At 45.5% G+C, this 24,876-nt stretch carries 18 protein-coding genes; 8 read left to right on the top strand and 10 right to left on the bottom strand.

All coding sequences use genetic code 11. From position 1 onward, the window contains the following. Positions 1 to 115 precede the first annotated feature (115 nt). From DYADSP32_RS26815 to DYADSP32_RS26825, 3 genes are all read right to left on the bottom strand, one after another. The gene (locus DYADSP32_RS26815; RefSeq protein WP_149239884.1) at positions 116 to 1,054 is read right to left on the bottom strand and encodes a sterol desaturase family protein; all 939 of its coding nucleotides are present in this window, start codon (positions 1,052 to 1,054) and stop codon (positions 116 to 118) included. A 220-nt stretch (positions 1,055 to 1,274) separates the two neighbouring features. Then, a complete protein-coding gene (locus DYADSP32_RS26820) occupies positions 1,275 to 2,765 on the bottom strand; it encodes a helix-turn-helix transcriptional regulator (RefSeq protein ID WP_149239883.1) in 1,491 nt (496 codons plus the stop codon). 206 nt (positions 2,766 to 2,971) lie between these two features. Next, positions 2,972 to 3,643, bottom strand: a complete 672-nt coding sequence (locus tag DYADSP32_RS26825) for a porin family protein (protein ID WP_414618087.1) — start codon at positions 3,641 to 3,643, stop codon at positions 2,972 to 2,974. A gap of 378 nt (positions 3,644 to 4,021) precedes the next feature. Here DYADSP32_RS26825 and leuS point away from each other — a divergent pair, with 378 nt between their 5' ends. The 3 genes from leuS to DYADSP32_RS26840 all read left to right on the top strand — a co-directional run bounded on the left by leuS (position 4,022) and on the right by DYADSP32_RS26840 (position 8,775). After that, positions 4,022 to 6,892, top strand: a complete 2,871-nt coding sequence (gene leuS / locus DYADSP32_RS26830; RefSeq protein ID WP_149239881.1) for a leucine--tRNA ligase — start codon at positions 4,022 to 4,024, stop codon at positions 6,890 to 6,892. A gap of 311 nt (positions 6,893 to 7,203) precedes the next feature. Further along, positions 7,204 to 8,007 carry a GH25 family lysozyme gene (locus DYADSP32_RS26835; RefSeq protein ID WP_149239880.1) on the top strand — a complete coding sequence of 268 codons (804 nt, stop codon included), beginning with the start codon at positions 7,204 to 7,206 and terminating at the stop codon, positions 8,005 to 8,007. 186 nt (positions 8,008 to 8,193) lie between these two features. Then, positions 8,194 to 8,775: a sigma-70 family RNA polymerase sigma factor gene (locus DYADSP32_RS26840; RefSeq protein ID WP_149239879.1), complete on the top strand. Its 582-nt coding sequence runs from the start codon at positions 8,194 to 8,196 to the stop codon at positions 8,773 to 8,775. 76 nt (positions 8,776 to 8,851) lie between these two features. Here DYADSP32_RS26840 and DYADSP32_RS26845 read toward each other — a convergent pair whose 3' ends face one another. Continuing rightward, positions 8,852 to 9,046 carry a hypothetical protein gene (locus DYADSP32_RS26845; protein ID WP_149239878.1) on the bottom strand — a complete coding sequence of 65 codons (195 nt, stop codon included), beginning with the start codon at positions 9,044 to 9,046 and terminating at the stop codon, positions 8,852 to 8,854. A gap of 155 nt (positions 9,047 to 9,201) precedes the next feature. Between DYADSP32_RS26845 and DYADSP32_RS26850 the strand changes: the two genes are divergently transcribed. The 4 genes from DYADSP32_RS26850 (at position 9,202) to DYADSP32_RS26865 (ending at position 17,237) form a co-directional block, all read left to right on the top strand. After that, complete coding sequence (locus tag DYADSP32_RS26850) at positions 9,202 to 10,182, top strand: FecR domain-containing protein (RefSeq protein WP_149239877.1); 981 nt, start codon at positions 9,202 to 9,204, stop codon at positions 10,180 to 10,182. A gap of 143 nt (positions 10,183 to 10,325) precedes the next feature. After that, positions 10,326 to 14,096: a SusC/RagA family TonB-linked outer membrane protein gene (locus DYADSP32_RS26855; protein WP_149239876.1), complete on the top strand. Its 3,771-nt coding sequence runs from the start codon at positions 10,326 to 10,328 to the stop codon at positions 14,094 to 14,096. Between the two features lie 40 nt (positions 14,097 to 14,136). Further along, a complete protein-coding gene (locus DYADSP32_RS26860; RefSeq protein ID WP_149239875.1) occupies positions 14,137 to 15,819 on the top strand; it encodes a SusD/RagB family nutrient-binding outer membrane lipoprotein in 1,683 nt (560 codons plus the stop codon). Between the two features lie 122 nt (positions 15,820 to 15,941). Next, positions 15,942 to 17,237 carry an aminotransferase class V-fold PLP-dependent enzyme gene (locus DYADSP32_RS26865; RefSeq protein WP_149239874.1) on the top strand — a complete coding sequence of 432 codons (1,296 nt, stop codon included), beginning with the start codon at positions 15,942 to 15,944 and terminating at the stop codon, positions 17,235 to 17,237. 252 nt (positions 17,238 to 17,489) lie between these two features. Here DYADSP32_RS26865 and DYADSP32_RS26870 read toward each other — a convergent pair whose 3' ends face one another. Beyond that, complete coding sequence (locus DYADSP32_RS26870) at positions 17,490 to 18,548, bottom strand: agmatine deiminase family protein (protein ID WP_149239873.1); 1,059 nt, start codon at positions 18,546 to 18,548, stop codon at positions 17,490 to 17,492. A 143-nt stretch (positions 18,549 to 18,691) separates the two neighbouring features. On the opposite strand from DYADSP32_RS26870, the gene DYADSP32_RS26875 reads away from it, so the two are divergent. Then, a complete protein-coding gene (locus DYADSP32_RS26875; RefSeq protein WP_149239872.1) occupies positions 18,692 to 19,585 on the top strand; it encodes a sterol desaturase family protein in 894 nt (297 codons plus the stop codon). A 111-nt stretch (positions 19,586 to 19,696) separates the two neighbouring features. Here the strand turns inward: DYADSP32_RS26875 and DYADSP32_RS26880 are convergent, their stop codons facing one another. The 5 genes from DYADSP32_RS26880 to DYADSP32_RS26900 all read right to left on the bottom strand — a co-directional run bounded on the left by DYADSP32_RS26880 (position 19,697) and on the right by DYADSP32_RS26900 (position 24,864). Continuing rightward, positions 19,697 to 20,287, bottom strand: a complete 591-nt coding sequence (locus DYADSP32_RS26880; protein WP_149239871.1) for a hypothetical protein — start codon at positions 20,285 to 20,287, stop codon at positions 19,697 to 19,699. A 17-nt stretch (positions 20,288 to 20,304) separates the two neighbouring features. Beyond that, positions 20,305 to 21,399, bottom strand: a complete 1,095-nt coding sequence (locus DYADSP32_RS26885; RefSeq protein WP_149239870.1) for a hypothetical protein — start codon at positions 21,397 to 21,399, stop codon at positions 20,305 to 20,307. Positions 21,400 to 21,541: 142 nt separating this feature from the next. Continuing rightward, positions 21,542 to 22,732, bottom strand: coding sequence for a pyridoxal phosphate-dependent aminotransferase (locus tag DYADSP32_RS26890; RefSeq protein WP_149239869.1), 1,191 nt, complete (start codon positions 22,730 to 22,732; stop codon positions 21,542 to 21,544). A gap of 95 nt (positions 22,733 to 22,827) precedes the next feature. Then, positions 22,828 to 23,340 (bottom strand): hypothetical protein, encoded by a 513-nt coding sequence (locus tag DYADSP32_RS26895; protein ID WP_149239868.1) that lies wholly within the window; start codon positions 23,338 to 23,340, stop codon positions 22,828 to 22,830. A 42-nt stretch (positions 23,341 to 23,382) separates the two neighbouring features. Next, a complete protein-coding gene (locus DYADSP32_RS26900) occupies positions 23,383 to 24,864 on the bottom strand; it encodes a SusD/RagB family nutrient-binding outer membrane lipoprotein (RefSeq protein ID WP_149239867.1) in 1,482 nt (493 codons plus the stop codon). Positions 24,865 to 24,876 lie beyond the last annotated feature (12 nt).

Here is a 24,876-nt window from a genome sequence, read left to right on the forward strand (position 1 = left end):
CAGGTTGCTAATCCTGAGTCCTTTGAAACCATTCCATTTGAATGTGTTCTATATACAGAAATTCCCGACTTTGCGGCCGGCCGGAATGCGTGATTTCGATTGGTATAGGTTCTTGTTAAACTGTTTCCTTTTCAACCGCCGACAGCTCCCTCTGCAATTCCTTACTGGTCTGGGTGGAGCCATCGGGAGACCAGCCGGGAGCCTTTACCAGATACTTTAGCTTTGTCTTCCAGTCGGCAGGTTGCTGCATATCCTTTCCAAGTTGCTTCCATTCATGAAAGACTGTTTCTTTTAAACCATGCTGAATAATCGGTTTTACCAGGCCGTAACGGGGTGGTACGCTCGGCAATTCTTCCTGAAAGGTTCCGAAAAGCCGGTCCCAGATGATCAGACACATACCCATGTTTTTGTCGAGATATTCCACATTGCTTGCATGGTGAACACGGTGGTGTGATGGTGTGACAAAAAGGTATTCCAGGAATCCCAGTTTGCCCACATGCTCCGTATGTACAATAATGCCGTAGATCTGTGTCAGAGAGTACATAATGACAATGTCGGCCGGATTGAATCCTAAAACGACAAGCGGTATAAAATACAGGAACCGGTACAGGGGCTGGAATACGGAGGACCGAAATCCGGTTGTCAGATTGAAATGTTGAGAAGAATGGTGCGTGACGTGAACGGCCCAGAACAAACGACTGTGATGATCCACATAGTGAAGGGTGTAAAATGCGAGGTCTTCAAGGAGAAAAAGAGCAAACCAATAGACGTAAGGATTTGAGATAGGCTCCACCAGACGAAAATTGTAAAACCAGATCAGTACACCAATGTATGCGGCACGAAACAGTAAATCGACACTGCCGTTGATTAACATCAGTAGTGCATTGGTGAAGCTATCCCTGAATGAATAGCCGGTACGCCTCCTCTGGCCCTGGCTGTGGTGCCCCTCCGGATCATGGGCATAGGTTAGGAATATTTCAAGACCGATCAAAGCAATGTAAAACGGTGTGGACAGTTTTAGCAAAAGATCTTCAAACGCATAGGTGCCGGGCATAGCTATATTTTCAAAATATCTACAAATATAATTGAGTTCCGAAACAGAATATTTGGAATCTGTACTTTTAAGCTTTTTTTAATTTATCTCAGATGACGTTATCCCACCTCACTCCTGAATGCCATGAGTGGCCTGGATAACCGCTTGCAATAATGACAGCTCACTGGCTGCTTACCCCTATTTGTACAGGTCCGGAAAGATCCGGTACTTCGATTCTGACTTACCGTATCATTTTGCGCAGCGCCTTTCGGAGTTCTTCGTTTTTATGCCGTTTCTGAAGTATGGTCGGTGCTACAATTCTTTCCTTGCAGTCAAACACGGAGCACCTTTCGCATGTTTGATTCACGTTCCGGGAAGGCAGGTCGGGGTCCTGCAGAAACGCCAGCTTTGCACGGGTTGGTTCGTCGAGGTATATACCCATAGAAACACTGACATTGATATTGGGTGTTGGCGACATGTTCTGCGCAAAACTTACCACCAGGTACTCGTCACTGGTATCAATGTATGTCGATTTCTGCGCTTTGCACAGTATACCCGTTGACGCTTTATTGCCTGTGCTTTCACCGAGATCGTTCAATATGGTCAAAGCTACCCATCTTCTGCAATAGTGCTCATCACGCACGGTATGCGGGTAATGCTTGCGGGAAATATGCATTTCCTTGGTCATATCATAAAGATTCTGCCCTGCAAAATTATTGAACCGGGAAAAGAAAATCTGGTTAATTCCGAAGAATTTGGGCATGACGTTACTCAGTCGATAGCAGAAGGATTCAGGTGTCGTATTGAAGTTCTGGATCATCCCAATCAGCTTCTCGGGCTGCCATTGTTTTTGACTGAAAAAATCAGCCATGGCTGGCACAAGCAAGCTCCTTTTGATGATGATGGCACTGCCAAAATACGAGGCTTTGAAGTTATTCAGCAGCTGCTCGAAGGACTCCGCTTCAACCAGCGCGGTGGTATGCAGCCGGTTTTTTAAGTTCAGGAACAAATAGCCTATCTCCCTCCCATAGATAAAAGCACGCTGCACAGGCGATAAATGTGAATTGACCAGGAGCCTGTTACCCTGTGCATTGGTGATTGTGAGGGAACGTACGCTGGCAAAGGCAGGGTTGGCTTTGTCGTCTATGGGTTCAATTTTGTAATTGTATTCGGTTTCAAGAATATTGGCCAGAAACACTTCGTCGAGCAACTGGTCAGGTGTCACCTGATGCAATTCCAGGAATTTCTCAGCCTCCTGTTCGATGTCCTCAAAGTAGTTGTCATGCATTTCCTGATAAGTACGCAGGGCTGAGAAGTAAAATTTCTCAATCGACATATTATAATTTCGGGCAATTTCGATCAATGTACCTACAAAAGCGCTGATCTTGGCGGGTGCTTCGGCCAGTATTTCCAGCAGATTGGCCGGGTCTATGCCAAATAGTTCCAAAGGAAGCTCTGTGAGAATATTGGAGCTCAGCAGTTCGGAGATTGGTTCGAGGCGTTTGCTTAATTTCAGTGAGACCAGCGAGTCATAATCTTCGTCTATTGCCGTGGCGAGCGCTATTATTTTGTCGGATTTGGGGTACTTTTTTCCTTTTTCAATCTCGTTAATATAGGAAATGGACAAGCCGGATTTTTGGGAAAGTTCGTTCAGAGATAATCCCTTGTCCAAACGGAGTTGCCTTAGTTTCAGACCAAAAATCAATTTAATATTGTCCTTCTTGATAGCCACAGCGGAATAAAGGTAGGTGGTAAGGGTACGAAGTTAGAATTTTGCAGGGCTAAAATCTATTTTGTTGCTATAAAATGGCGTCTGGCGTGAACATTTTGTTAAGAATGGGGCTGCGTTTTGGCTGAGACGGAATGTTAAACTGCATGACAAAGGCCGGAGCAGAAGAAGACCCGCCCCGGCCTTTGTCGTGAAATAATCAGGGCTGTTTAAAATATGGCCAGTCCCAGTGTTGCCTGGAAGAGATTTCCTTTTTTGCCAAATTGTGCAGCGGTTGTGGCGTTATTGTAATTGACTTTTACGATTTCATTCAAATTTCCCTCATACCGTACATCGAGGCTGAGTCTGCCGAAGTCGAGCCCTACGCCGGCCTGGTACCCAAATGAAAGCCTGTTCTGGAATGTGACAGATCCGTTTTCATCTGTTACGTCCTCGAAGGAGTCTTTGATTTTACCGTTCGGAGATAATTTCATGGATGCCATTGGTCCGGCGTTGACACGGAAAAACCGGGCAATGCGAAACCCGAACAGAACCGGAACATCCAGATTGGAAAAGCGCAGGTCCACTTTCCCGTCCTCATTTTTGACACCATCTTTATACATATTGAACTGACCACCTTTCTGGGAAAGTAAAATCTCTGGTTGAATGTAAAGCGCGCGACCAAACCGAAAGAAAACTCCGCCAGCAAATCCCAGCGACCTGTTTGAATTATCCTGGAAATTGAAGGCTGTATTGCCGGAGTTTAGCGACAGGTCGTTACTTCCGTTGATGTTGGATAGATTAGCTCCAGCTTTAAGCCCGAATCTGAACCCCGGATTATACTGTGCTGAAGCTGTGTAACTCAGTGTCATTACACAGAGTGTGATCATTAATTTTTTCATGGCTAAATTTTTGTTTTGAGTGAATTTGAACATCCTTTTCAGCTTTGAAAATCGAGGCTGAATGAAAACGTTCTTCTAACGATGCAGAACGGATTTTGGTACAATGTTGCCCGGTCTGAAAATCTCAACAGAAATGTATTGGCAACAGGAAGGCTCTGATTACGATCAAAAGCACTATTTTTGCGGGCGTTTAAATCGAAGGTTTAAAAATTGAGTAAAATAATTTTGATTTAAAGCCGGTTTTCAGGAGATGATCGAGGTTGAATTTTAGATACTTGTGTCGAAGTATATCTTAAGAACTGAATGAAATGGGTTGTAGCGGCATGTCTGGAAACGAGGCCGATTTTTGAAAGACTTTACAATTAATAACAAGATAAAATGAGTGAATACAGTCATCGGGAAATAGAAAAAAAGTGGCAGCATTTTTGGGGTGATCACGGTGTTTTCCGGGTAGAAAATCAATCCGAACTTCCCAAGTATTATGTTCTGGACATGTTTCCCTATCCTTCTGGAGCCGGTTTGCATGTGGGGCACCCGCTGGGTTACATTGCTTCGGATATTTATTCCCGATACAAAAGACTGAAAGGGTTCAATGTGCTCCATCCGATGGGGTTTGATAGTTTTGGTCTTCCTGCGGAGCAGTATGCTATCCAAACGGGACAACATCCGGCTATTACCACCGAGCAGAATATTACCAGGTACATTGAGCAAATGAAAAACCTGGGTTTCAGCTATGACTGGGATCGCGAGGTACGGACTTCTGATCCTGGCTATTACAAATGGACGCAGTGGATATTTATGGAGCTTTTCCGAAGCTGGTACAACAATGATACCCAGAAGGCAGAAACCATTGAAACCCTTACCGAAATATTTGCCCAATCGGGCAATAAAAAGGTAAACGCACCCTGTGACGAGGATACGCCTGCTTTCAGCGCCGAAGAATGGGCCTCCTGGGATGAGGAGCAACAGTATAAAATTACGCTGAAATACCGCCTTACCTATGTGGCCGATGCAACAGTAAACTGGTGTGCGGAGCTGGGCTCGGTGCTTTCCAATGACGAGGTCAAAGATGGTGTCTCTGAGCGTGGCGGCTATCCTGTTGTTCAGAAACTCATGCGACAATGGATGATGCGGATCACCGCTTACTCGCAAAGGTTGCTGGATGGCCTTGATACCGTGGACTGGACAGATTCACTGAAAGAGCAACAACGCAACTGGATCGGCAGGTCGGTGGGGGCGTTGGTGAAGTTTGAATTGGCAGGAGGCAAGGAGCAGGGGGCACAAGGAGAAGGGCAGGGGGTAGAATCCCATGCCCCAAGCCCCATGCCCCCTGCGCATATAGAAGTTTTCACCACCCGTGTGGATACCATTTATGGGGTGACGTTTATGGTGATTGCTCCGGAGCACGAGCTGGTCGATGTGATTACTACTGCTGAACACCGGGCAGAAATCGATGCGTATCTGGACATGACCAAAAAGAAATCGGAACGTGACCGGATTTCGGATGTGAAAACGGTCTCCGGTGCTTTTACTGGTGCTTATGTGCTCAATCCCTTGAACGGGGAGAAAGTGCCGGTTTACATTGCTGATTATGTACTGGCTGGTTATGGAACCGGTGCCGTCATGGCCGTTCCATCGGGGGATCAGCGCGACTGGAATTTTGCCAATCATTTTGGATTGCCAATCATTCCCATTCTGGATGGACAAAAGGATATCGATTCACAGGCAGATGCCACCAAGGAGGGACGTTATATCAATTCGGGGATCATCAACGGAATGACTTTCCATGAAGCAAACCAGACATTGATCCAATGGCTGGAAGAAAAGGGTGTAGGCAAGGGTAAAATCAATTATCGTTTGCGCGATGCCGTGTTTGGCCGTCAGCGTTATTGGGGTGAACCGGTACCGGTCTATTACAAAAACGACAAAGACGGTCATGCGCTGCCCTACCTGATGGAAGAAAGTGAATTGCCTTTGAACCTGCCGGCCGTGGACAAGTATTTGCCGACCGAAAGTGGCGAACCGCCTTTGGGCAGGGCCGAAGGCTGGGCGCATGCGTCCGGGAATCCTTACGAGTTGAGTACCATGCCGGGATGGGCGGGAAGCAGCTGGTACTGGTATCGTTACATGGATCCCAACAACGATGGTGCCTTCGCGTCCAAGGAAGCCATTGAATATTGGAAAGACGTGGATCTCTACATCGGAGGGACCGAACATGCAACCGGGCATTTACTTTACAGCCGGTTTTGGAATAAATTTCTGAAAGATCGTGGCTTTGTGCCAGAGGAAGAACCTTTCAAAAAGCTGATCAATCAGGGGATGATACAGGGGAGGAGTAACTTTGTGTATCGGGTCAAAAGTGATGATCAGAGTAAGCCTGTTTTTGTGAGCGCCGGATTGCGTTCCGATTATGACGTGACCGCTCTTCACGTAGACGTCAATATTGTTGAAAATGACTTTTTGGACATCGATAAATTCAAGGCCAGCCGGCAGGATCTTTCGAGCGATCAGGCTACTTTTATCCTGGAAGATGACAAATATCTATGTGGCGTTGAGGTCGAAAAAATGTCCAAATCGAAATTCAACGTCGTAAATCCCGATGATATTGTAACACGCTACGGCGCCGACACGCTCAGACTTTATGAAATGTTCCTGGGGCCATTGGAACAGGCAAAGCCCTGGAATACCAATGGTATCGATGGTACCTATCGTTTTATCCGGAAGTTCTGGCGTCTGTTTTACTCGGAAAACGGTCAGTGGATCGTAAAGGACGAACCTGCAAGGCCGGAGGAATTGAAGGTACTTCATAAAACCATCAAAAAAATTGAAGAGGATACGGAAAATTTCTCCTTCAACACGGCTGTAAGCGCATTTATGGTTTGCGTGAATGAACTGGGAAGTCTGAAATGCAATAAGAAGGAAATTCTTCAGGAACTGGTTGTTTTACTTTCTCCGTATGCTCCCCACGTCAGTGAAGAATTATGGGCTGCACTGGGAAATGAGGAAGGAATGCTTTCAAAAACCAGTTTTCCTAAATGGGAGCAAAAGCATGTGGTCGATGCCGTATTTGAGTATCCGATCCAGATCAATGGCAAGGTGAGGATTTCGATACCTTTTGATATTGAAACCCCGGCATCCGATATTGAGAAAGAAGTGCTGGCAAACGAAACGGTTCAAAGATGGCTGGAAGGCAAAACTCCTAAAAAGGTGATTGTGGTGCCAAAACGCATCGTGAATGTAGTGCTTTAAGTAGCTAATTGGTGAATAAAAAAAAGGCCGGCATGTATTCCTACGTGCCGGTTTTTTTAAGCGTGTGTTTTAGTTGCTGATGAAGTGTATGTTGTAAAAGGTATTTTCTTTAAGAGGTTTGTTGAAAAGCGTGTGTCGATGAAGCGTAATCCTATGGTATCTTAGTTTGTTTGCTGATATTCTTAACTAAAATTTCGTAAAACTTACGCGTTTTGTAAAGTAGAGACGGGTTGAATGGAATTTGGTCACATCCAAAGAGCGTAAATTTTATTTTTTCTTCGCAGGGGCATCTTTTCGTATTTTTGCAGCCTATGGCTAAAAAGAGAGTACGCACTTCAAAAATCGTAAAGACTGATTATCTGAAACCCTTGCCTGCCAAAGGCTGGGCAATCGTAGGTGGTGTGATTCTGCTCATTGCCGGGCTGGTATGGTGGAATGACCGTACAGATGAAAATCAATGGGAATTTGTAAGCAAATTTGGCATCAAACTACCACTCAGATATCCTATTCATGGTATTGATGTATCGCACCATAATGCAAAGATCAATTGGGATAAACTGAAAAATGCAGGCTCTGATAAAGTGGACATTGGTTTTGTTTACATTAAAGCAACCGAGGGAGCTACCCATCTCGACAGGCAGTTTCAAAGAAACTGGAGTGAAGCAAAACGGGTCGGAATGAAGCGTGGTGCTTACCATTTTTATAACCCAAGGGTGATGTCGAATCGGCAGGTGGATAATTTTATCGGACAGGTACACCTGGAGCCGGGCGATTTACCACCTGTGCTTGATCTGGAAACCGATGCGAGAAAACCCAGTGAAATTATCGTGAAAGGCGTTCGTAACTGGCTTGTACTGATTGAACGCCACTATGGGGTGAAGCCAATTATTTATGTCAATGAACATTTTTACAAAAAATACATTGCCGGGAATTTCGACGATTACCCACTGTGGCTGGCCGGATATTCCAGAAGCGATATAAAAGATCTTGCGACAGACGCGCACGTGTTATTCTGGCAACACAGCGAAAAAGGCTGGGCTGACGGGATCAAAGGCTTTGTTGATTACAACGTGTTTCTCCATGATGAGGGAGAATGGGAGGGGCTGGGGGAGTAGGAGGGGAATTTCCTGACGGACGGTTTATTTCTACTGCGTGCCCCAGTGACTAGTTTATCTTTCCGGTTGCTTTTCAAATACATTTCCTGTTGAAATTTGGACATACTGTTCAGGTTTAAATATTTAGGCCTCTATCCTGTTTTTTGTAGTATATTACCTGAATATTTCATGCAGTTTCGTTTTTGAATGGCTTATTTTAAAAACCATACGGACATTGAGCTTGCACTCCTTTTAAAGCAGGGAGATGAGGACGCTTTTGACGAAATTTACCGACGTTATTGGAAATCCTTATTCCAGGAAGCGCGGAAGCGCCTGGGGGAAAGTGAATATGCGGAAGAGGTTGTGCAGGATGTATTTATAGACCTTTGGGTCAACAGGTCTACACGGGAGATCAACCAACTTTATGCCTACCTGCAAACGGCCGTACGGTATCAGGTTTTTATGCTTTACAAAAAACATAAAAAACTCCCTTTCTTCGAAGAACCTCTCGAACACATGGGATTAAGTGATGACAAGGCCGACAGCCCCTTTTGCCTGAACGAGTTGCTTGCCGGCATTGAAGTGTGGCTTGCCCACCAACCGGTAAAGCGCAGAGAGATTTTCAGACTTCGTTATCTGGAGCAGCTCTCTACAAAAGAAATTGCCGAAGAACTCTTCATTGCGCAAAAAACCGTTCAAAATCAGTTGATCAACGGGCAGGAAAGTTTTCGGGCGGCTGTGTCAAAGCTCCTTACCTTCACGGGTCTGCTCATTACGCAACTCGACTAGTGTCGTGTCACGCATTAGATGGCAGTTGACTCAAGTAGTTCCCAAAGACGAATGTCCCCATGAGAGAAGTTGAATGTCATCCTGAGCGGAGTCGAAGGAACCCTGAGCGAAGCCGATTGTCACCCTGAGCGGAGTCGAAGGGATCCTGAGCGAAGCCGATTGTCACCCTGAGCGAAGTCGAAGGGTGCCATGACATAAGTTCCTTAAGCGCACTATTATCAGCCTCGTCCAGCCAGCCACAATACATATCGAATAAACCTCTGGTAATCATCCATCAACTACTGCGATTACGCAATGGGGTGCGTGTTTTATATGGCCAATAGTTATGAACACATTATTAAATATTAAATATTTCAAAAATAATAGAATATAGTTTGGGACATTTTGCTGAGATAGTATACTGTAAAGAAAAGTAGCTACACGCAGATGCCACAAAAAAGTAGAATCGAATTATTGAGGTTGGTTGAATTGTATCTCAATGGTACTGCAACAGCACAGGAACGTCAAATTCTGGAAGAGTACTATGAACTTTTTGATGAGGCATGGGAGGTAACAGAAGACCTTGACAATACGCAATTACATGCGCTTGGCCTCGAAATGAAAGACGAGATAAACCGGAAACTGAAACCAAAACAAAAGGAAACCCTTCCTTTGCACCGCTATTTCAGGGTTGCCGCGATGATTATCATGCTGATGGGTGTGATTTGGTTGGTGAGAATCTATTCAGTAAAAGAAAACACACAGCAAGCTGTCGAGACGGCTGTTCCTGCCGCCAAGGAACAGGTCAACCGGTTTTTCACCCTGTCTGATGGCACCAAGGTGGTGTTGCGCGGTAACAGCCAACTGAAAATTAGTGATGACTTTAATCAGGCCAAAAGAATCGTTACACTTATCGGAGAGGCATATTTCGACGTGGCGCACAATCCTGACTCTCCCTTCATCATCTACACGGGAAGGGTGAAAACTACAGTCTTAGGTACAGCTTTTAACATCAAGGCTTGGCCAGGGCAAAAGGATATAATTGTAAGTGTAAGCAGAGGCAAGGTCCGTGTTGAAGATCAAAACAAACTGATAGCCGTACTTACTCCTGAAAAACAGGTCACCTACAACACCGAAACTTTGGTGGGTGGTGAACAGCAGGTAGCACCGACAGCGGCGACCGCATGGCTGCAGCAGGAAGTGACTTTTGATGAAATGACGTTCAAAGATCTGGCAGCCTTACTAAGCAAGCGGCACGGCACTCAAATTCACTTTTTAAATCCCGAGCTTGAAAATTGCCGGTTTACCGGGATTTTTTCAGGCACTGAAACCCTCGAAGAATCCATGCACACGCTTTCTCTGACCAGTAATACACGTTATAAAATCCTGGCAGATAAGGTCCTAATTGATGGTGAAAAATGTATTTAATTTCTATTCCTAACCTTTAACAACATGAATGCTTCCAAATCATACAACGGACCCTGATGGTCAAAAAAAAACTCCTCCGCCCTGGTAAGCAATGAGGAGTTCTGTAAAAAAATTTATTGGAAAACTTTTAAACAGCACAAAGAATGCAAAAAACTCTAGCTTTTGCAAGCAGGAATTGTATTGCCCTATGGCAAAGCAACAGGCGGGCCTATATTAGTAAGCTCATGAAAATAAGTGTTTTCAGTGTTGTTTTGGCGCTTATTACCGCACAGGTATTGGTAGCCAAAACGAGTAGAGCACAAGACATCCGCGAGAAGCGGATCACTTTCGAAATACAGCAATCATCTTTAAAGAATGCATTGCAAAAATTGCAGAAACAGTCGGGGTACCATGTGTTCTACATGTCTCCCAAAGTTGCGCCGTATAAGGATATAAGTGTGCCGCTTGCGACGCGTTCCGTACAGGAGACTTTGGAGCTCATACTTAACAAAACACCATTGACTTTTCGGCAGGAAGGTAAGACTATTATTCTCACTGAAAAGCAGGGGGCGGTAATTATTGAAAAGGCAGAGAGCCTACTTCTGCTACGCCAGGTTCAAGGGAAAGTTACGGACGAAAAAGGGGAGGCATTGCCAGGTGTAAGCATTCTGATAAAGGGTACGCAGCAGGGAACGATCAGTGATATCAATGGCAATTATCAGCTGAACCTTGAGAAGGAAAATGCAATCTTAGTGTTCAGTTTTGTTGGTTACCTGAGCCAGGAGGTTGAAACAGGTAGTCGATCCACTATTGATCTGTCACTAAAAAGCGACACCAAATCACTTGACGAAGTGGTTGTGACGGCCTTGGGGATGTCCAAAGAGAAAAGGAGTCTGGGATTCTCTGTTACGGAGCTTAAAGGCGCCGAAGTTTCAGCCACGCAGCAATTAAATCCGGTCAATTCTTTAATGGGTAAGGTTGCCGGTGTTCAGATTGATCAGAGTGCCTCAGGGCCCTTCGGTAATTCGAGAATAGTGATCCGGGGTAATTCCACTTTGAGCCAGAACAATCAACCCATATTCGTAATCGACGGAATCATTATCGACAATGAATCCGTTTCCGGTGGTCGTGATTTTGCCAACGACCTGACTAATCTGAACAGTGAAAATTTTGAAACGGTTTCGATATTAAAAGGTTCTTCAGCGGCCGCGTTGTATGGATCCAGAGCGATTAACGGCGTTGTGCTGATCACCACCAAAAAAGGCAGTAAAGCCAGTGGAATCGGGATTGACATTTCGCAAAATGTCATGATATACAATCCTTACAAAGGACCTAAGTTTCAAAATGAATTTGGAGGCGGCAGTGTAGGTGCATTTTTTACGGATGCTCGGGATCCAAACTACCAGCCCAATCAGATGTGGACTACAAAAGTGTTTCCGGTTGATCCAATTACCAATGAGCCTTACATAGATCCGGCAATCAACCGCGAAAATGAAAACTGGGGTCCCAGGTTTGCGAATCAGAAAGTACGTAATTATGATGGCACCTGGACTGAATATAAGGCCGTACCCAATAACTTTCTCGATGCCTTCAAGAATGGTGCTTTAAGTACTACGTCTATCGCTTTCTCAGGAGCCGGGGACAAAACGACTTACAGGTTTTCGGCAACGCATGACGGGCAGACTGGCATTTCGGTAAATAACAAAATGCAACGGGAGAATTTTAATCTGAGAATCACGCATCAGCTGGCCAAATGGCTCAGCACTGATTTTAGTGGCGGATACACGACAAGCGACAACACCAATCCTCAAAATCTGACCTGGGCACCTTATACCGATACTTTTGCAGGGGATAACTGGGGCGTGGCATTTTCATGGATGTTTCCCCGAAATTATGATACAAAGTACTGGAATCAAAAATCAAAATATACCAGCCAGACTTTTGGCGGGGCACCCAAGGGGACCAATCCTCTGGAAACCAATAAGGTCATGGCTCCCGAATTTTGGTACAATATGAACAATACCGTTGCTACCATGGAAAGCAGGAACTTCCTGGGCCGGTTTGCGCTCAATGCCAAGCTTGGCAAGTGGGCTAATTTCACTGTGGAGGGTAACATGAACAACAATTACGATAAATACGAAAATAAAGCACTGGGCCACTTCTCCGACTTCAAGGGCGGTTCCTACACCTTAAATCAATCTAAAAAGGAGAGTAAATTTGTAAAGGGTATACTCGCATTTAATAGTATTTCTATTGTGAAGGACTTGTCGTTCAGTGGTTTCGCAGGCGGGGAAATGTATTCTTCGGTCAGTTCATTTGCTCAGGGAAGTACTTCCGGTGGTCTGATGGTTCCTGGTAATTATTTCATCACCAATTCGGTGAATTCACCGGTTGTCAGTGGAGGTATCAATTATAACAAAAATATCAACTCTGTTTATGCCAGTGCCGATTTTGATTACAAAAATCAGTTTTACCTTGCTACAACCTGGCGCGGGGACTGGTCATCAGCATTGACTTATAAAGACGGCACTGGTAATAATTTCTATAATTACCCATCGGCAAGTCTTTCGTGGATTACGTCGGAAACCTTCCAGCTGCCTCAGGTAATTACCTTTGCCAAATTGAGGGCCAATATTGCTGCCTTGGGCAAGGACACTGATCCGTTTGTAATCAATCCCGGGTATAAATTTGCGGGAAAAGTGATCGGATTACCCGGAGAACCTACGCTGGCAGAATTCAGCTCCCGAACCACGTTATCGCCCAAGCTGAGGCCTGAAAGAAAAATTTCGAAAGAAATTGGCTTGGAAATGCGTTTCCTGAAAAGTCGGGTTGGTTTGGATGTAACTTTATATCAGGATAATACCTATGATCAGATCGTGGATATTTCAACACCCGTTGAAACCGGCATATCGGGGGTTAAGATCAATGCAGGTAATATTCAGAACAAGGGAATTGAAATCTCTCTCGACGGGTCGCCGTTACGAACAAAGGATTTTACCTGGAATTCGCGGTTAACCTTCTCCCGAAACAAAAATTTAATTGTATCACTTGCCGAAGGCAGAACTGATTTTTCTCTTGGTGGTGGCGCTTTTGACGCAAGCTCATGGGCAGTCGTTGGGAAATCTTATGGTACCATACGATCCACAACCCAATCGCTGAAATTCTCTGACGCAGATAATCCTGCCAATCCGAGAAACGGTATGACCGTGCTTGCATGGAGAAACGATGCACGTGCTGCATTTCCGCAAAGAAGCAATAAATATCAGGATATAGGTGATATTAATGCGAGGTTCCGGGGAGGATTTTCAAATGATTTTTCATACAAAAGTTTTGCTTTGAGTGTATTGTTTGATGCCAAGATTGGAGGTGACATGGCCATGTCGTCCATAAGGTCAGGAACGCATACCGGAGTACTTCCCAATACGCTGTTTGGCCGGGATGCGGATCATGGAGGCATTACCTGGACCAGTAAGTACGACGGTATTACCTATGACGACGGAATGATCATTGACGGGGTATTTGCCACAGGGCAGAAGGTTTCTCTTCCGAATGGGTCCACTGCCGATGTAGGGGGTATGACTTTCAAGGAGGCCTATGCCGCCGGTTTGGTTGAGCCTACTCATGCTCCTCAGTTTTACTATCGCTATGCTTCTTCTTCTACAGGCGTGTCTGATTTTTGGGTTCTTAAAAGCAGCTGGATTGCATTGCGTCAGGTAATGTTGTCATACAACCTGCCCCATAGCCTGGCCGCCAGGATGAAAGTCAACGGCATTTCAATTAGTGTGATTGGACGAGACCTTGGGTACATTTATAATTCATTGCCTTACGATTTCAACCCGGCTTCGTTAAACTCTAATTTAACTTCCGCTGTGGGTGAAGAAGGCTTTTTACCAATGATTCGCTCATTTGGGGGCTCTGTAAAGATCCGTTTGTAATAATCATGATTGATTATAATACACAATTAAAATAACAGATATGAAAGGTACTTTTTTATATATCATCATTACAGCATTCTTCTGCTTTTGCACCAGCTCCTGCACCAAGGATTTTGAAACAATCAACGTGAATCCCAATGTGGTAAGTGATGTGGATGTGCGGTTACTCTTAACCTCATCACTGGTGCCCATGCAGACCTCCCGGGGTGGTGAGTATTGGAATGAAGGATTTACCCATTTCCTTTCGGCTTGTCAACTGGTGACCGGGCAAAGCTATGCAGTGGCAACAACCGCTGTAAACGGACGCTACAATCTTTTCTACACAAGTGTTTTGCCCAATCTGGTGGAGATCCGGCGATTGATAGCACTCAAAGCTGACAAGGAGAGATTTGCTCAGATTAATGCGATCACTTACATCCCTCAGGTGATGATGGCATTAAAAGTAAGCGATATGAACGGATCCATTCCTTACACGGAGGCAAACCAGGGTAGGGATAATGCCCGATACAATCCCAAGTATGACAATCAGGAAAGCCTGTTTAATTTATGGCTCAAAGAATTGTCGGACGCTATAGCGACCCTGCAGAAACAGTCGGCCGATCAGGTCAACTTAGGGAACAATGACGTTTTCTATGGCGGCGACGTTACAAAGTGGATCAAATTGGCAAATTCTCTTAAGTTGAGAATTGCTGCCAGATATCAGAACCAGGATCCGGCAAAAGCCACCCAGATTTTCAAAGAAGTAATGGCCGATGCCACAGGCCCATTAAGTGCCGTGTCTGATCAGTTGGTGCATAGCAATCCTGCATATTACCCGTTCGGAGTTGATGGCTATAACATCGATATATACAGCCGCCACTTCGCTGTTGGATCTGCAGTGGAATTTCTGAAATCGTCGGATGATCCACGACTAGGCATATATTACGACAAAAACTCCCTGACAGGCAGCTACAAGGACACGCTCGCCAAGTATAGCAAGGTATTGCCTTCGTGGGTCAAGGCCAATGATCCCAATATTATGTACCAGGGAGGGCCCGCCGATTTTCAGTCTAATCCAACGGTGAGTACTTATTTTGTAAATCCGTTTAATGGCGGAGGATCAAACAGGTATCAGTTGATATCTACCGTTAACCGCAAGTTTTTTGCACCTACTGTGGACAGGGGCAGCGGTACTGTTGTGGATGTATTGTTTTCTTATGCAGAGGTGTGCCTGCAGATTGCCGAGTTTATTCAAAAAGGTTACGGAACCGGAATTAACACCAAGGGCACGGCAGCTGAATGGTATAACAAGGGAATCCGCGCCTCGAGCAAGACCATGAATGATATTGCGACTGCAGCCGGCTCCACATCCTATGCCAATATCGATGAGCGGATTGAGGCCCATCTGGCCAACCCGATAGTGAAGTTTGATGGAAAGGCAGACCTGGAGAAGATTTATATTCAGTCTCTCCTGAATTTTTACCGGGAACCCAATGAAGCTTTTACACTTGCGCGCCGGACAGGTTATCCAAAGTTCAATTCCACTTTACTCGCTCGTGAAACCGTAAGCGATGTATTACCCAGAAGGTGGTGGACAACCGATCCCGGACAGGTAAATCATGCAAACTGGGCAGCAGCTATGACCGAACAAGGTTTTACACCCAACGATTTTACCATTTCTAAACTTAATTCCGAAAGAATCTGGTTTGACAAGAAGTCGCCGGATTACGGAAAGGGGAATTAAGATTAAATCTTTCTATTATTTCCTATGCAGGCTGAGTGGTGATCCGTGAAAGGTGTAACCTTTTGCAGATCACCATGTGCCCATAGTTCCGATCGGTATTTTCTCTAAAATTCATTGCAATAATGGCACGACGCAGACAGTTCTTACAGCAATTGGGTGCAACAGCGGGGGCTTTCTCTGTCAACAGTTTATTCAACCAGTTACATGCTGCAGATATAACATCTGCCAATCATCAGGTCAGAAATCTTACACCTGTTACGGTAGCTGCAAACGAAGATTACTGGAGCGTGATACAGCAAGCCTATACGGTAAGTCCCAATCTGATTAATTTGAATAATGGTGGCGTAAGTCCGGCGCCACGGGTGGTTCAGGAAGCAGTGGAAAGATATAACAAGCTGACCAACGAGGGGCCTTCCTACTTCATGTGGGAAATACTGGATCAGGGAAGGGAGCCATTACGCGAAAAACTGGCAGGGCTTGCTGGTTGCGACAAAGAGGAAATTGTAATCAACAGGAATGCGACGGAATCTTTGAATACAATCATCTTTGGTCTGGCACTTAAGGCCGGCGACGAAGTGATCGGTTCCAAACTGGACTATCCCAATCACATGAATGCCTGGAAACAAAGAGCTATGCGTGACGGGATTATTTACAAGCAGCTCAGCTTTAACTTTCCAGTTGAAAACGATGACGAAATTGTTCAGGCTTTCGAAAAGGCAATCACCCCAAAAACCAAAGTCATACACATCACACATGTCATTAACTGGGTGGGGCAAATACTTCCTGTAAGGAAAATCAGCGACATGGCGCATCGTTACGGACTAGAGGTGGTATGTGACGGAGCGCATTCCTTCGCATTGCTCGACTTCAAAATTCCCGACCTGGGCTGCGATTATTTCGCAACATCGTTACATAAATTTCTGAGCGCCCCCATTGGTAGTGGTATGATGTGGATTAGAAAGGAGAAAATTTCTAAAATATGGCCCTTGTTGGCAAACGGGGATCCCCGCGGAACCAATATCCGTAAGTTCGAAACACTTGGTACCCGTAGTTTTCCGATTGAACAAGGGATCGGTGAGGCCATTAATTTTCAGTTGGCAATAGGTAATAAGCGGAAGGAAGAACGTGTAAGGTACCTTAAAAATTACTGGGCCGAACAGGTTGTAAACGTATCCCGTGTGACGATCAGGACGTCCCTGAAATCAGCCTATTCATGTGCTATCTGTGGTGTGAGTGTGGAAGGCATGACGCCCAATGAGCTTGAAAGAGCCTTATTCAATAAATATAAAATACATACCGTTGCAATCGATTATGAAAATGTGAAATGCGTACGTGTAACACCACATGTTTATACCCGTTTGAATGAACTGGACAAGTTGGTCAGTGCTATCAAAGAAATTGCTTCTTCCGGCAAGTAAGCCGGGAAGAGGTTTCAACTTCCTTTTTTGTAGCGGTGAGTGAGCGTTTTAGATTTCTGTTGTCATTTGGATTGGGAAACCCGTAAACATGTATACAGGTGAAAATGGTCCCGAGCACTATTTGGTTTTTTCGCTCATAGATCCAGCGGTGCTCAATCGCAAGCAAGTATTACTTCTGATGATGATTTTCGGGTTGCATAAGGTTTACCGTTTGAGTAGAGGTTTTTGGGACGTCCCGGCTTCAATGTTCTTTTAAATCTCTGGCTCCTGCTGGCTCAAACAGTGAAAGCTTCCCTGTCCCCAGATGATCTCGGTAGCTTCCAGCGGAATGATATTTTTGGACGGAAATGCCTGTGCAAGAATATCCAGCGCGACGCTATCATTAGGATTATTAAAAACCGGCACAATCACACCGGCATTGCAGATCAGGAAGTTGGCGTAGGAGCCGGGGGTTCGGAAATCGTCAATGATAACGGCCTTGGGCATGGGCAGCTCAATAATATTTAGCTGTTTGCCATCCAGCAGTCGCATTCCTTTAAGCAGGGTCAGGTTGGTTTGCAGGATCTGGTAGTTTTCGTCATTTGCGTCCTGCTCTACACAGGCTACGACAGTATTTTGGTTCACAAACCGGGTAGTGTCGTCAATATGTCCATCTGTGTCGTCGCCTACGATGCCGTCTTCGACCCAGAGTACCTGTTCGGTGCCGTAGTAGTCAAAGAGATATTGCTCAATCTGGCTCTGGTTCAGGTGTGCATTTCGGTTGGGGTTCAGCAGACATGATCTGCTGGTCAGAATAGTCCCTGCACCATTGAATTCCACCGATCCGCCTTCCATGATGATCCCGGGAGTTGTCACTGGAAGGTTCAGGTATCGGGCAATGGCCTGAGGGGTTCGGTTGTCATCATCATATGGCGGATATTTACCACCCCATGCGTTGTGTCCCCAATCCACGACCATCTTTTGTTTGCTTGTTTCGTTGATCAGAAAGGCAGGGCCATGGTCACGGCACCAGGCATCGTTGGTTGGCTTTACTACAAATTCGATTTGAGACAAATCCACACCTGTTCTTTCGAGCTCTTCTTCTATAAAAGATTTCAAACCAAAGTCATTGGCAATGATCCCCACTTTTTCCCCCTTACTGATCGCTTTGATAAACGAGAGATATTGCGGACGCATTTTTTGCAACCGGTCGCCTTGCCACGATGCATCGTTGTGCGGGAAGGTCAGCCAGGTTGCCCTGTGGGGATGCCATTCGGAGGGGAATGTAAAGCCCAGATCTTTTGGGGATGGAGTCAGGTTGTTTTGTAACACAGGAAAAATACGATTGCGACCTACTATGAAGCTGCAAAGGTCGTAAAGGTTTGTTCCAAATCACAGACCGGAGGCAAGATGAATGTAAATTGTCTTTGTTTATTTAAATAAAATCATAAATTTGTTTTGTTTTATCGGTGAGCATGAAAGATATTATATTCTACGCCATTCCATTTTTCATACTTTCCATCCTGGTGGAAGTATTGTATTATCGGTATCTTCAAAAGCACCAGGATCACTATGAGACAAAGGACACCGTTAGTAGTCTTTCCATGGGTATAGGCAACGTGATTACCGGAATTGTTTCCAAAGTTGTCGTGTTTGCCTCGATTGTTCTGGTTTATAAATACAGAATTGTTAGCCTGGGTCGCGACGTATGGTGGTATTGGGTTGGGCTATTTTTTGCGGATGATCTGAGCTACTACTGGTTTCACCGGATGAGCCATCAGGTGCGGTACTTTTGGGCGTCCCACGTAATACACCACTCGTCACAATTCTACAATTTAGGTACGGCGCTGCGCCAAACCTGGACGGGGAATATCAGCGGCGCGTTTATCTTTTATTTATGGATGCCTCTGATCGGGTTTCAACCGGTAGATATTTTTCTGATGCAAACCATCAGCCTGATTTACCAGTTCTGGATACACACGGAGGCGGTAAATCTGATGCCAAAACCCATTGAGTGGATTTTCAACACCCCATCCCACCACCGGGTTCATCATGGTTCTGATCTGAAATATCTGGACAAAAATCATGCAGGGATTCTCATTATCTGGGATCGGATGTTTGGAACGTTTCAGAGGGAGGAAGAGCGGCCGCATTACGGACTTACTAAGAATCTGGGGAGCTACAACCTGTTTCACATCGCCTTTCATGAATGGCGGGATATATACGATGATATATCCAGGGCCCCCAATTTTAAAGCAGGCCTTGGATACGTTTTTGGACCTCCGGGATGGAGTCATGATGGATCCCGTAAAACAACCGAACAGCTGCGACATGAATCAATTAAAAAAGTGGATTGTGACGTTGAGTAACTAGTTTTTTGGTTGCTTTCCACCAGATCATCTGAAATTGTATTTAATCAACTGAGTTGATGCCGAGGGCGCCTAGCCGGGGGCGCCTAGCCGGGGGCACCTGGCTGAAAGCTAATTCACCACCACGTTTTCAATCAGGTAGGTCCCTTCCACGGTTTTCAGGTTGTATGCCTTCACAACCCTTCTTGCATTTTCCTGTATTGCTCCGATTTTCCAGGTCGTTACTTCTCCTGTGGCCGGTTCAAAGTGATAGAGAACGTCTTTTTTTGAAAGATTCTTTACCTTTTTTCTGCCTCTTTGGGTGAGGACGTGGTGGTAGGGTGTAGCTTCCAGCAAAAGTGCCTCAACGTGTCTTTCAGTTGAATTACTGGCGGTTGTTTCGTGGGTGGGGCGTAGGTATAACGCCGTCAATGCAGAACCCGGATAGTTGTATATGTCAACCTGCTTTACTCGGGTGACGGAATTTTTGCCATTTGTAAAGCTTTTTACATGTTCGCCCACCCTGATATCTGCAATGTCCTTTACGGCACCATCGGCCATGGTGACGGGTGCGTTGGCCGAAAAATAGGTGTAATGCTTTTTCTTGTCAGTGGTAACTTTAAAGGTTTCCTCTGTTTTGAGTTTATAGTTTATACTTTCCGTTTGCGCTGCCAGTTCTGACCAGAGAATCGTCGACATCAAAATCAGGATTTGCTTTTTCATTTTCTTGTTACGGTTTGTCAGGCTTTGGAGACTTTCATGAATACTTTACCCAGCAAATTGGGCAATGCACCCAGGCTGATCAATATGAGGCCTGATGTGATTAAAGTAGGTATGTGTGCAAAAAAGGATCCGGACGAGAGGATGGACAAAATGAGGATTGTGGAAAAAGGCAAAGAAAAAGCCAGGAGTAACACGGCCAGTTCGAGATCAAAAGTCCTTTTTTCTTTGGGTACTGACTTTGTATCTTCCCGCAAATTGAATGCCGAAATATGTGCAAGTGGCCAGAAACTTGCGGCGCTCAATGGTATAACGATTGACAGCAGAATCATCGACAAATCGGTAATGTTCAGTACATAAATCATTCCTGCGCTGATCAGCATGGTAATACCAGCCCGGAACAGTAATATACTCGCAACGATACGCTTCTTGCCTTCTTTAAGCTGAACGGCAAGTCCAATGAACAACAAAACCAACGGGGTCATCATCGCACTGGTTTTATCAAAAAGGTCGGTTACTACAGATGGTAATGTTTTGAAACTAATCCCCAGACTCAACAAAATCAGCGCCAGAAAAATGAGGATGTTAATCGGCTCCTGAAACATGCTGGCAAACAAGCTTTTCAGTTTTCCACCCATCTTCATTTCCTTTTCATCACTATTTTTCAAAAACATATTCATGGCGAGAATATACAGGGAAATCAGCACAAAAAACTTGTTTCCAACGTCTGCCAGAGCAGCAATAGCCAGACTTTTTTCACCAAGGAATTCTGCGATAAACGGAAAGCAGGATAGCCCGGGCGCCAGGGAAGGAATCAGCATCATCAACGTTCTGCCGGTAGGGCTGTGCTTCTCAATACCAAATAATGAAAATGCGAGTGGTGCGGAAAAGAACATGAGAAAATTGAAAACCAGCGTTACCAGCGGTATGACGATCATGGAAGAGTCAATATCAATTTTCATCAATGATATAAAAATCGTTGACGGCAACGCTACGGACAAAATGATTTCTTTAATGCCGTTGGTCTGTTCCTTGCTTTTGAATTTACTTTTAAGCAAAAGACCCAGAATGATCAGCAAAAGGAGTGTAATGGTTTTTTGAAGTGCATCACTCATGATGTAATAGGAGTTTGATAAACCAATACCCTGCCGAAAGCGTACAGGATACTGGTTTGTTTAAAAACAATTATGGGCAATTGAAGAAGGTGGAGTGACCAACAGATGATCCTCTTCAACTGGTATAACCGGATATGGGGGATTAGGCAGACATGGTCTCCAGGGCCCCGACGAAAGTTTTCATTTCATCCATGGTTCCGATACTTACTCTGCACCATGGCTTGTTCTGAATATCGAAGGACCTGACCGAAATGCCTTTGGCCATCATTTTTGACAAAAGTTCTTTGCCCTGTATGCTAATGGGGAATAGTACAAAGTTGGTATAGGACGGGATGTATTTGTAACCCATCTTGCTCAGGTTTTCATACAGATACAGTTTGGCCTGGTGGTTCTGCTTGCGGGTCATCTCCTGGAATCCGTCGTCTTCCATACTGGCAGTTGCAGCTGCTACGGTGGTGCTGCAGATACTGAATCCGCCTCTGGTTATCTTATTGATGTCTTTGAGAAACGAAGGTAGCGCTACCATGTACCCGAAACGTAAACCTGCCATGCCCATGATTTTTGAGAAGGTGCGGGCTACAATCACGTTTTTCTTCTGTGATAAAAGCGATACCATGCTTTGGGTGTCTGCACCCACAGCCAACTCTATGTATGCTTCGTCCACAAACACGGGTACTTTCTCTGACACACGGGAACAGAAGTCCAGCAGGTCCTGTCCCTTTGTGATCGCTCCGGTAGGGTTGTTTGGGTTGCAGACATACACCAGTTTTGTATCCTTATCCACAGCAGCTTCCATTGCCTTCAGGTCATGCGACCAGTCAGTTGTGCAGGGAATGGCCTTCCATTTTGCACCCACCGATTCGGCGACGCGGATCATGGACATGTAGCAGGGGTCTGCGGACACGATATTGCCGCCATTCATGAAGAGCACGATGGCGACCTTTTCGAGTAAATCCGAAGAGCCGGGAGCCACCATCAGGTGATCTGCTGTAACCCCTTCCTTTTTGGCAATTTTTTCGATCAGCTCAAACATATCACGCCCGGCGTAGCGGTTTCCGAATTTTACGGAATCGACCACAGCCTTTTGTGCAGAGGCGGGTGGACCGTAAGGGTTTTCATTAGAACTAAGTCTGGCAACAATTTTAGGCGCTTTGAAGTCACCTGGAAGGTAATGTTCTCTTACCATTGGGCTTCTGAAAATACGGTTTTCCGGATCCAGCGACATAGGCTGGCTTCCAAATGCTCCCATGCTCAGGTGTGGTGCGAGGGTCATGCCTCCGATAGCCATCAGGCCCGATTTCAACAAATTGCGACGGTCGATTTTCTGATTCATTTTGTTTCCTTGTTTTTGTAATTGGATGATTATAAGTTATCAAAAGGTATGGAAAAGGTGTAGCCTGGTGGAGTCAACCGGCCCGGTTGTTATTTTTATTTGGCCTGGACCTGCGACTGTCGGGAAAAGGCAATTCCTTTGTAAGTTCCTGTCCATGCCAGGTTGGATATGAGCACGGCTGCGTTTCCTTCTGAGGCTTTTTGAATCGAAAACTTATCCCATGTAGTTGGAACCGTCACAAGTCCGTTTGCATCAGATGTGAATTCGCCGATCGTTCCGGTTACGAAAACATTTGGCTTCACCTCTGTTCGGAATGTAAGGGCAATCTTAACATTGGGAACTGGTATGGAGTCGATTCCCTTTGTGTGATCCAGAATGTTGGTTTTGTCTAACTCCAGGAGCCGTACTGCCAGTGTAAGCGATGGGCTGGTCAAAGGATACGTAACCGAAGGTTTTGCCGATAATGGCGCTCCAAACGCCGCCCCAACTACGTCGACCAGAACTGGCGCCACGTTGTTGTCCAAAAATGGATCTTCCACTTTGCAGGAAGTTACTGCCAGAGCCATTATCGCCAGGAGTCCGATGGAAAGTCTTTTTATATTTTTCATAATTACGGGATTATCTGTGAACAGGATTTCAATAAAAACCACCTATTTTTCGGACCACCAAAGTTTGGTCTTCATGTCATTGGGGCCACCATTTAACGTTTCTCCGGTAGCTACTTCTTTCGCGTTGAGCGAATATTCCGAACTTGGATAGTTAAATCGGGTGGGCAGTACGCCATCGTTTTTAAGGACCGCCCGGGAATCGGGTGCGGGAAAGACCGGAAAACCTGTTCTGCGCCACTCTGTCCAGGCTTCTATACCCTGAGCAAAAAGGGAAACCCATTTTTGTTCCAAAACTTTTTCACGTGTTACGGTACCGAGGTTCGTTAGGAATTCGGCCGGAACAGTCAGGCCATACTGCGCAAACGAGGCAGTGAGACCCGTTTCGAAGTACGTTTTGGCATCACCTTTGGTAATATCTCCGTCCAGTACCGCTTCGGCAAGAATGAAATTCAGTTCGGCAAATGTCATGATCACTTCCGGGGCATCGGCGTTGGTAAAGGCGGTGCCTATGGTTGAGCTGGTGGCGAGATAAGACGTTGCAATGGCATCAGGTAATCCATTTGGATGTCCCTGATAAATGCCATCTTTGTTTTTATTGGCATAAACGGTAATCCTGGTGTCTCCAAGCGTATTCATTTTGTCCGCCAGTGTTTTGCTGATATTCCAGTCAGTACGGCCATCCTGTTTCAAGATCTGATTCCACTCGTTATTGCTGGGCAACACCGTTGTGCATTTCAGGGCAGCGTTGTCGGCATTACTTGTAAAAATAGGGAATTTGCCGGCATCCCCTAAGATTTCTGCCATGATAGCTCGTGATTCTGCGGGTTTCTTAGCCGCCTGGCGATTGGCCAAACGAAGCCTTAACGAATTTGCAAATTTTTTCCATTTCAGAATATCCCCGGAATAAAGAATATCCCCGGCTATTGCGGGCCCTCCAACGGTCAATTTTTCATTGGCCATTTTCAGGTCATTGAGCATCCCTGCATAGATAGCCTCCATGGCGTCGTATTTGGGGGTGTAGACTGCTTCGGCGGCTGTCCCTTTGATCGCATCCGAATATGGAATGGCTCCGTACATATCCGTAAGCAAGGAGAAAACCCAGGTACGCATGACCAATGCCACTCCTTCGTAGTTGGTGTTCGGCGTTGCCGAGCCTGTGCCGGTTTGCTGGATTATACGCTGGAAATTCAGCTGCGAATCGTTGTAAAAACCTTTCCAGTTATTGGTTAGCAATGCAGGTGAAACCGTGTAGTCATCGCCTTCGTTGCTGTAAATGTTCCGGGTCAAATGCTGTACATACAGTTCCGCCGCGTCGATATTAATCCGTTCGAAACGGGTACGGTGGCCCCAGTAGCGATCAATGGCTGTTTCGATCCCCGTAGGCAATAGATATTGAGCGCCAATCGCAGTAGGGGCGTTGGGGTTGGTATTCATTTCATCAAAATCCTTGGTGCAGCTGGTGGCGGTCAGTATGGATGCCAGGGTAGTTACCCAAATGGTCTTATGATTCAATATGTTTTTCATCAGAAAGTTCTT

The sequence above is a fragment of the Dyadobacter sp. 32 genome, from assembly GCF_902506755.1.
GTDB lineage: Bacteria > Bacteroidota > Bacteroidia > Cytophagales > Spirosomataceae > Dyadobacter.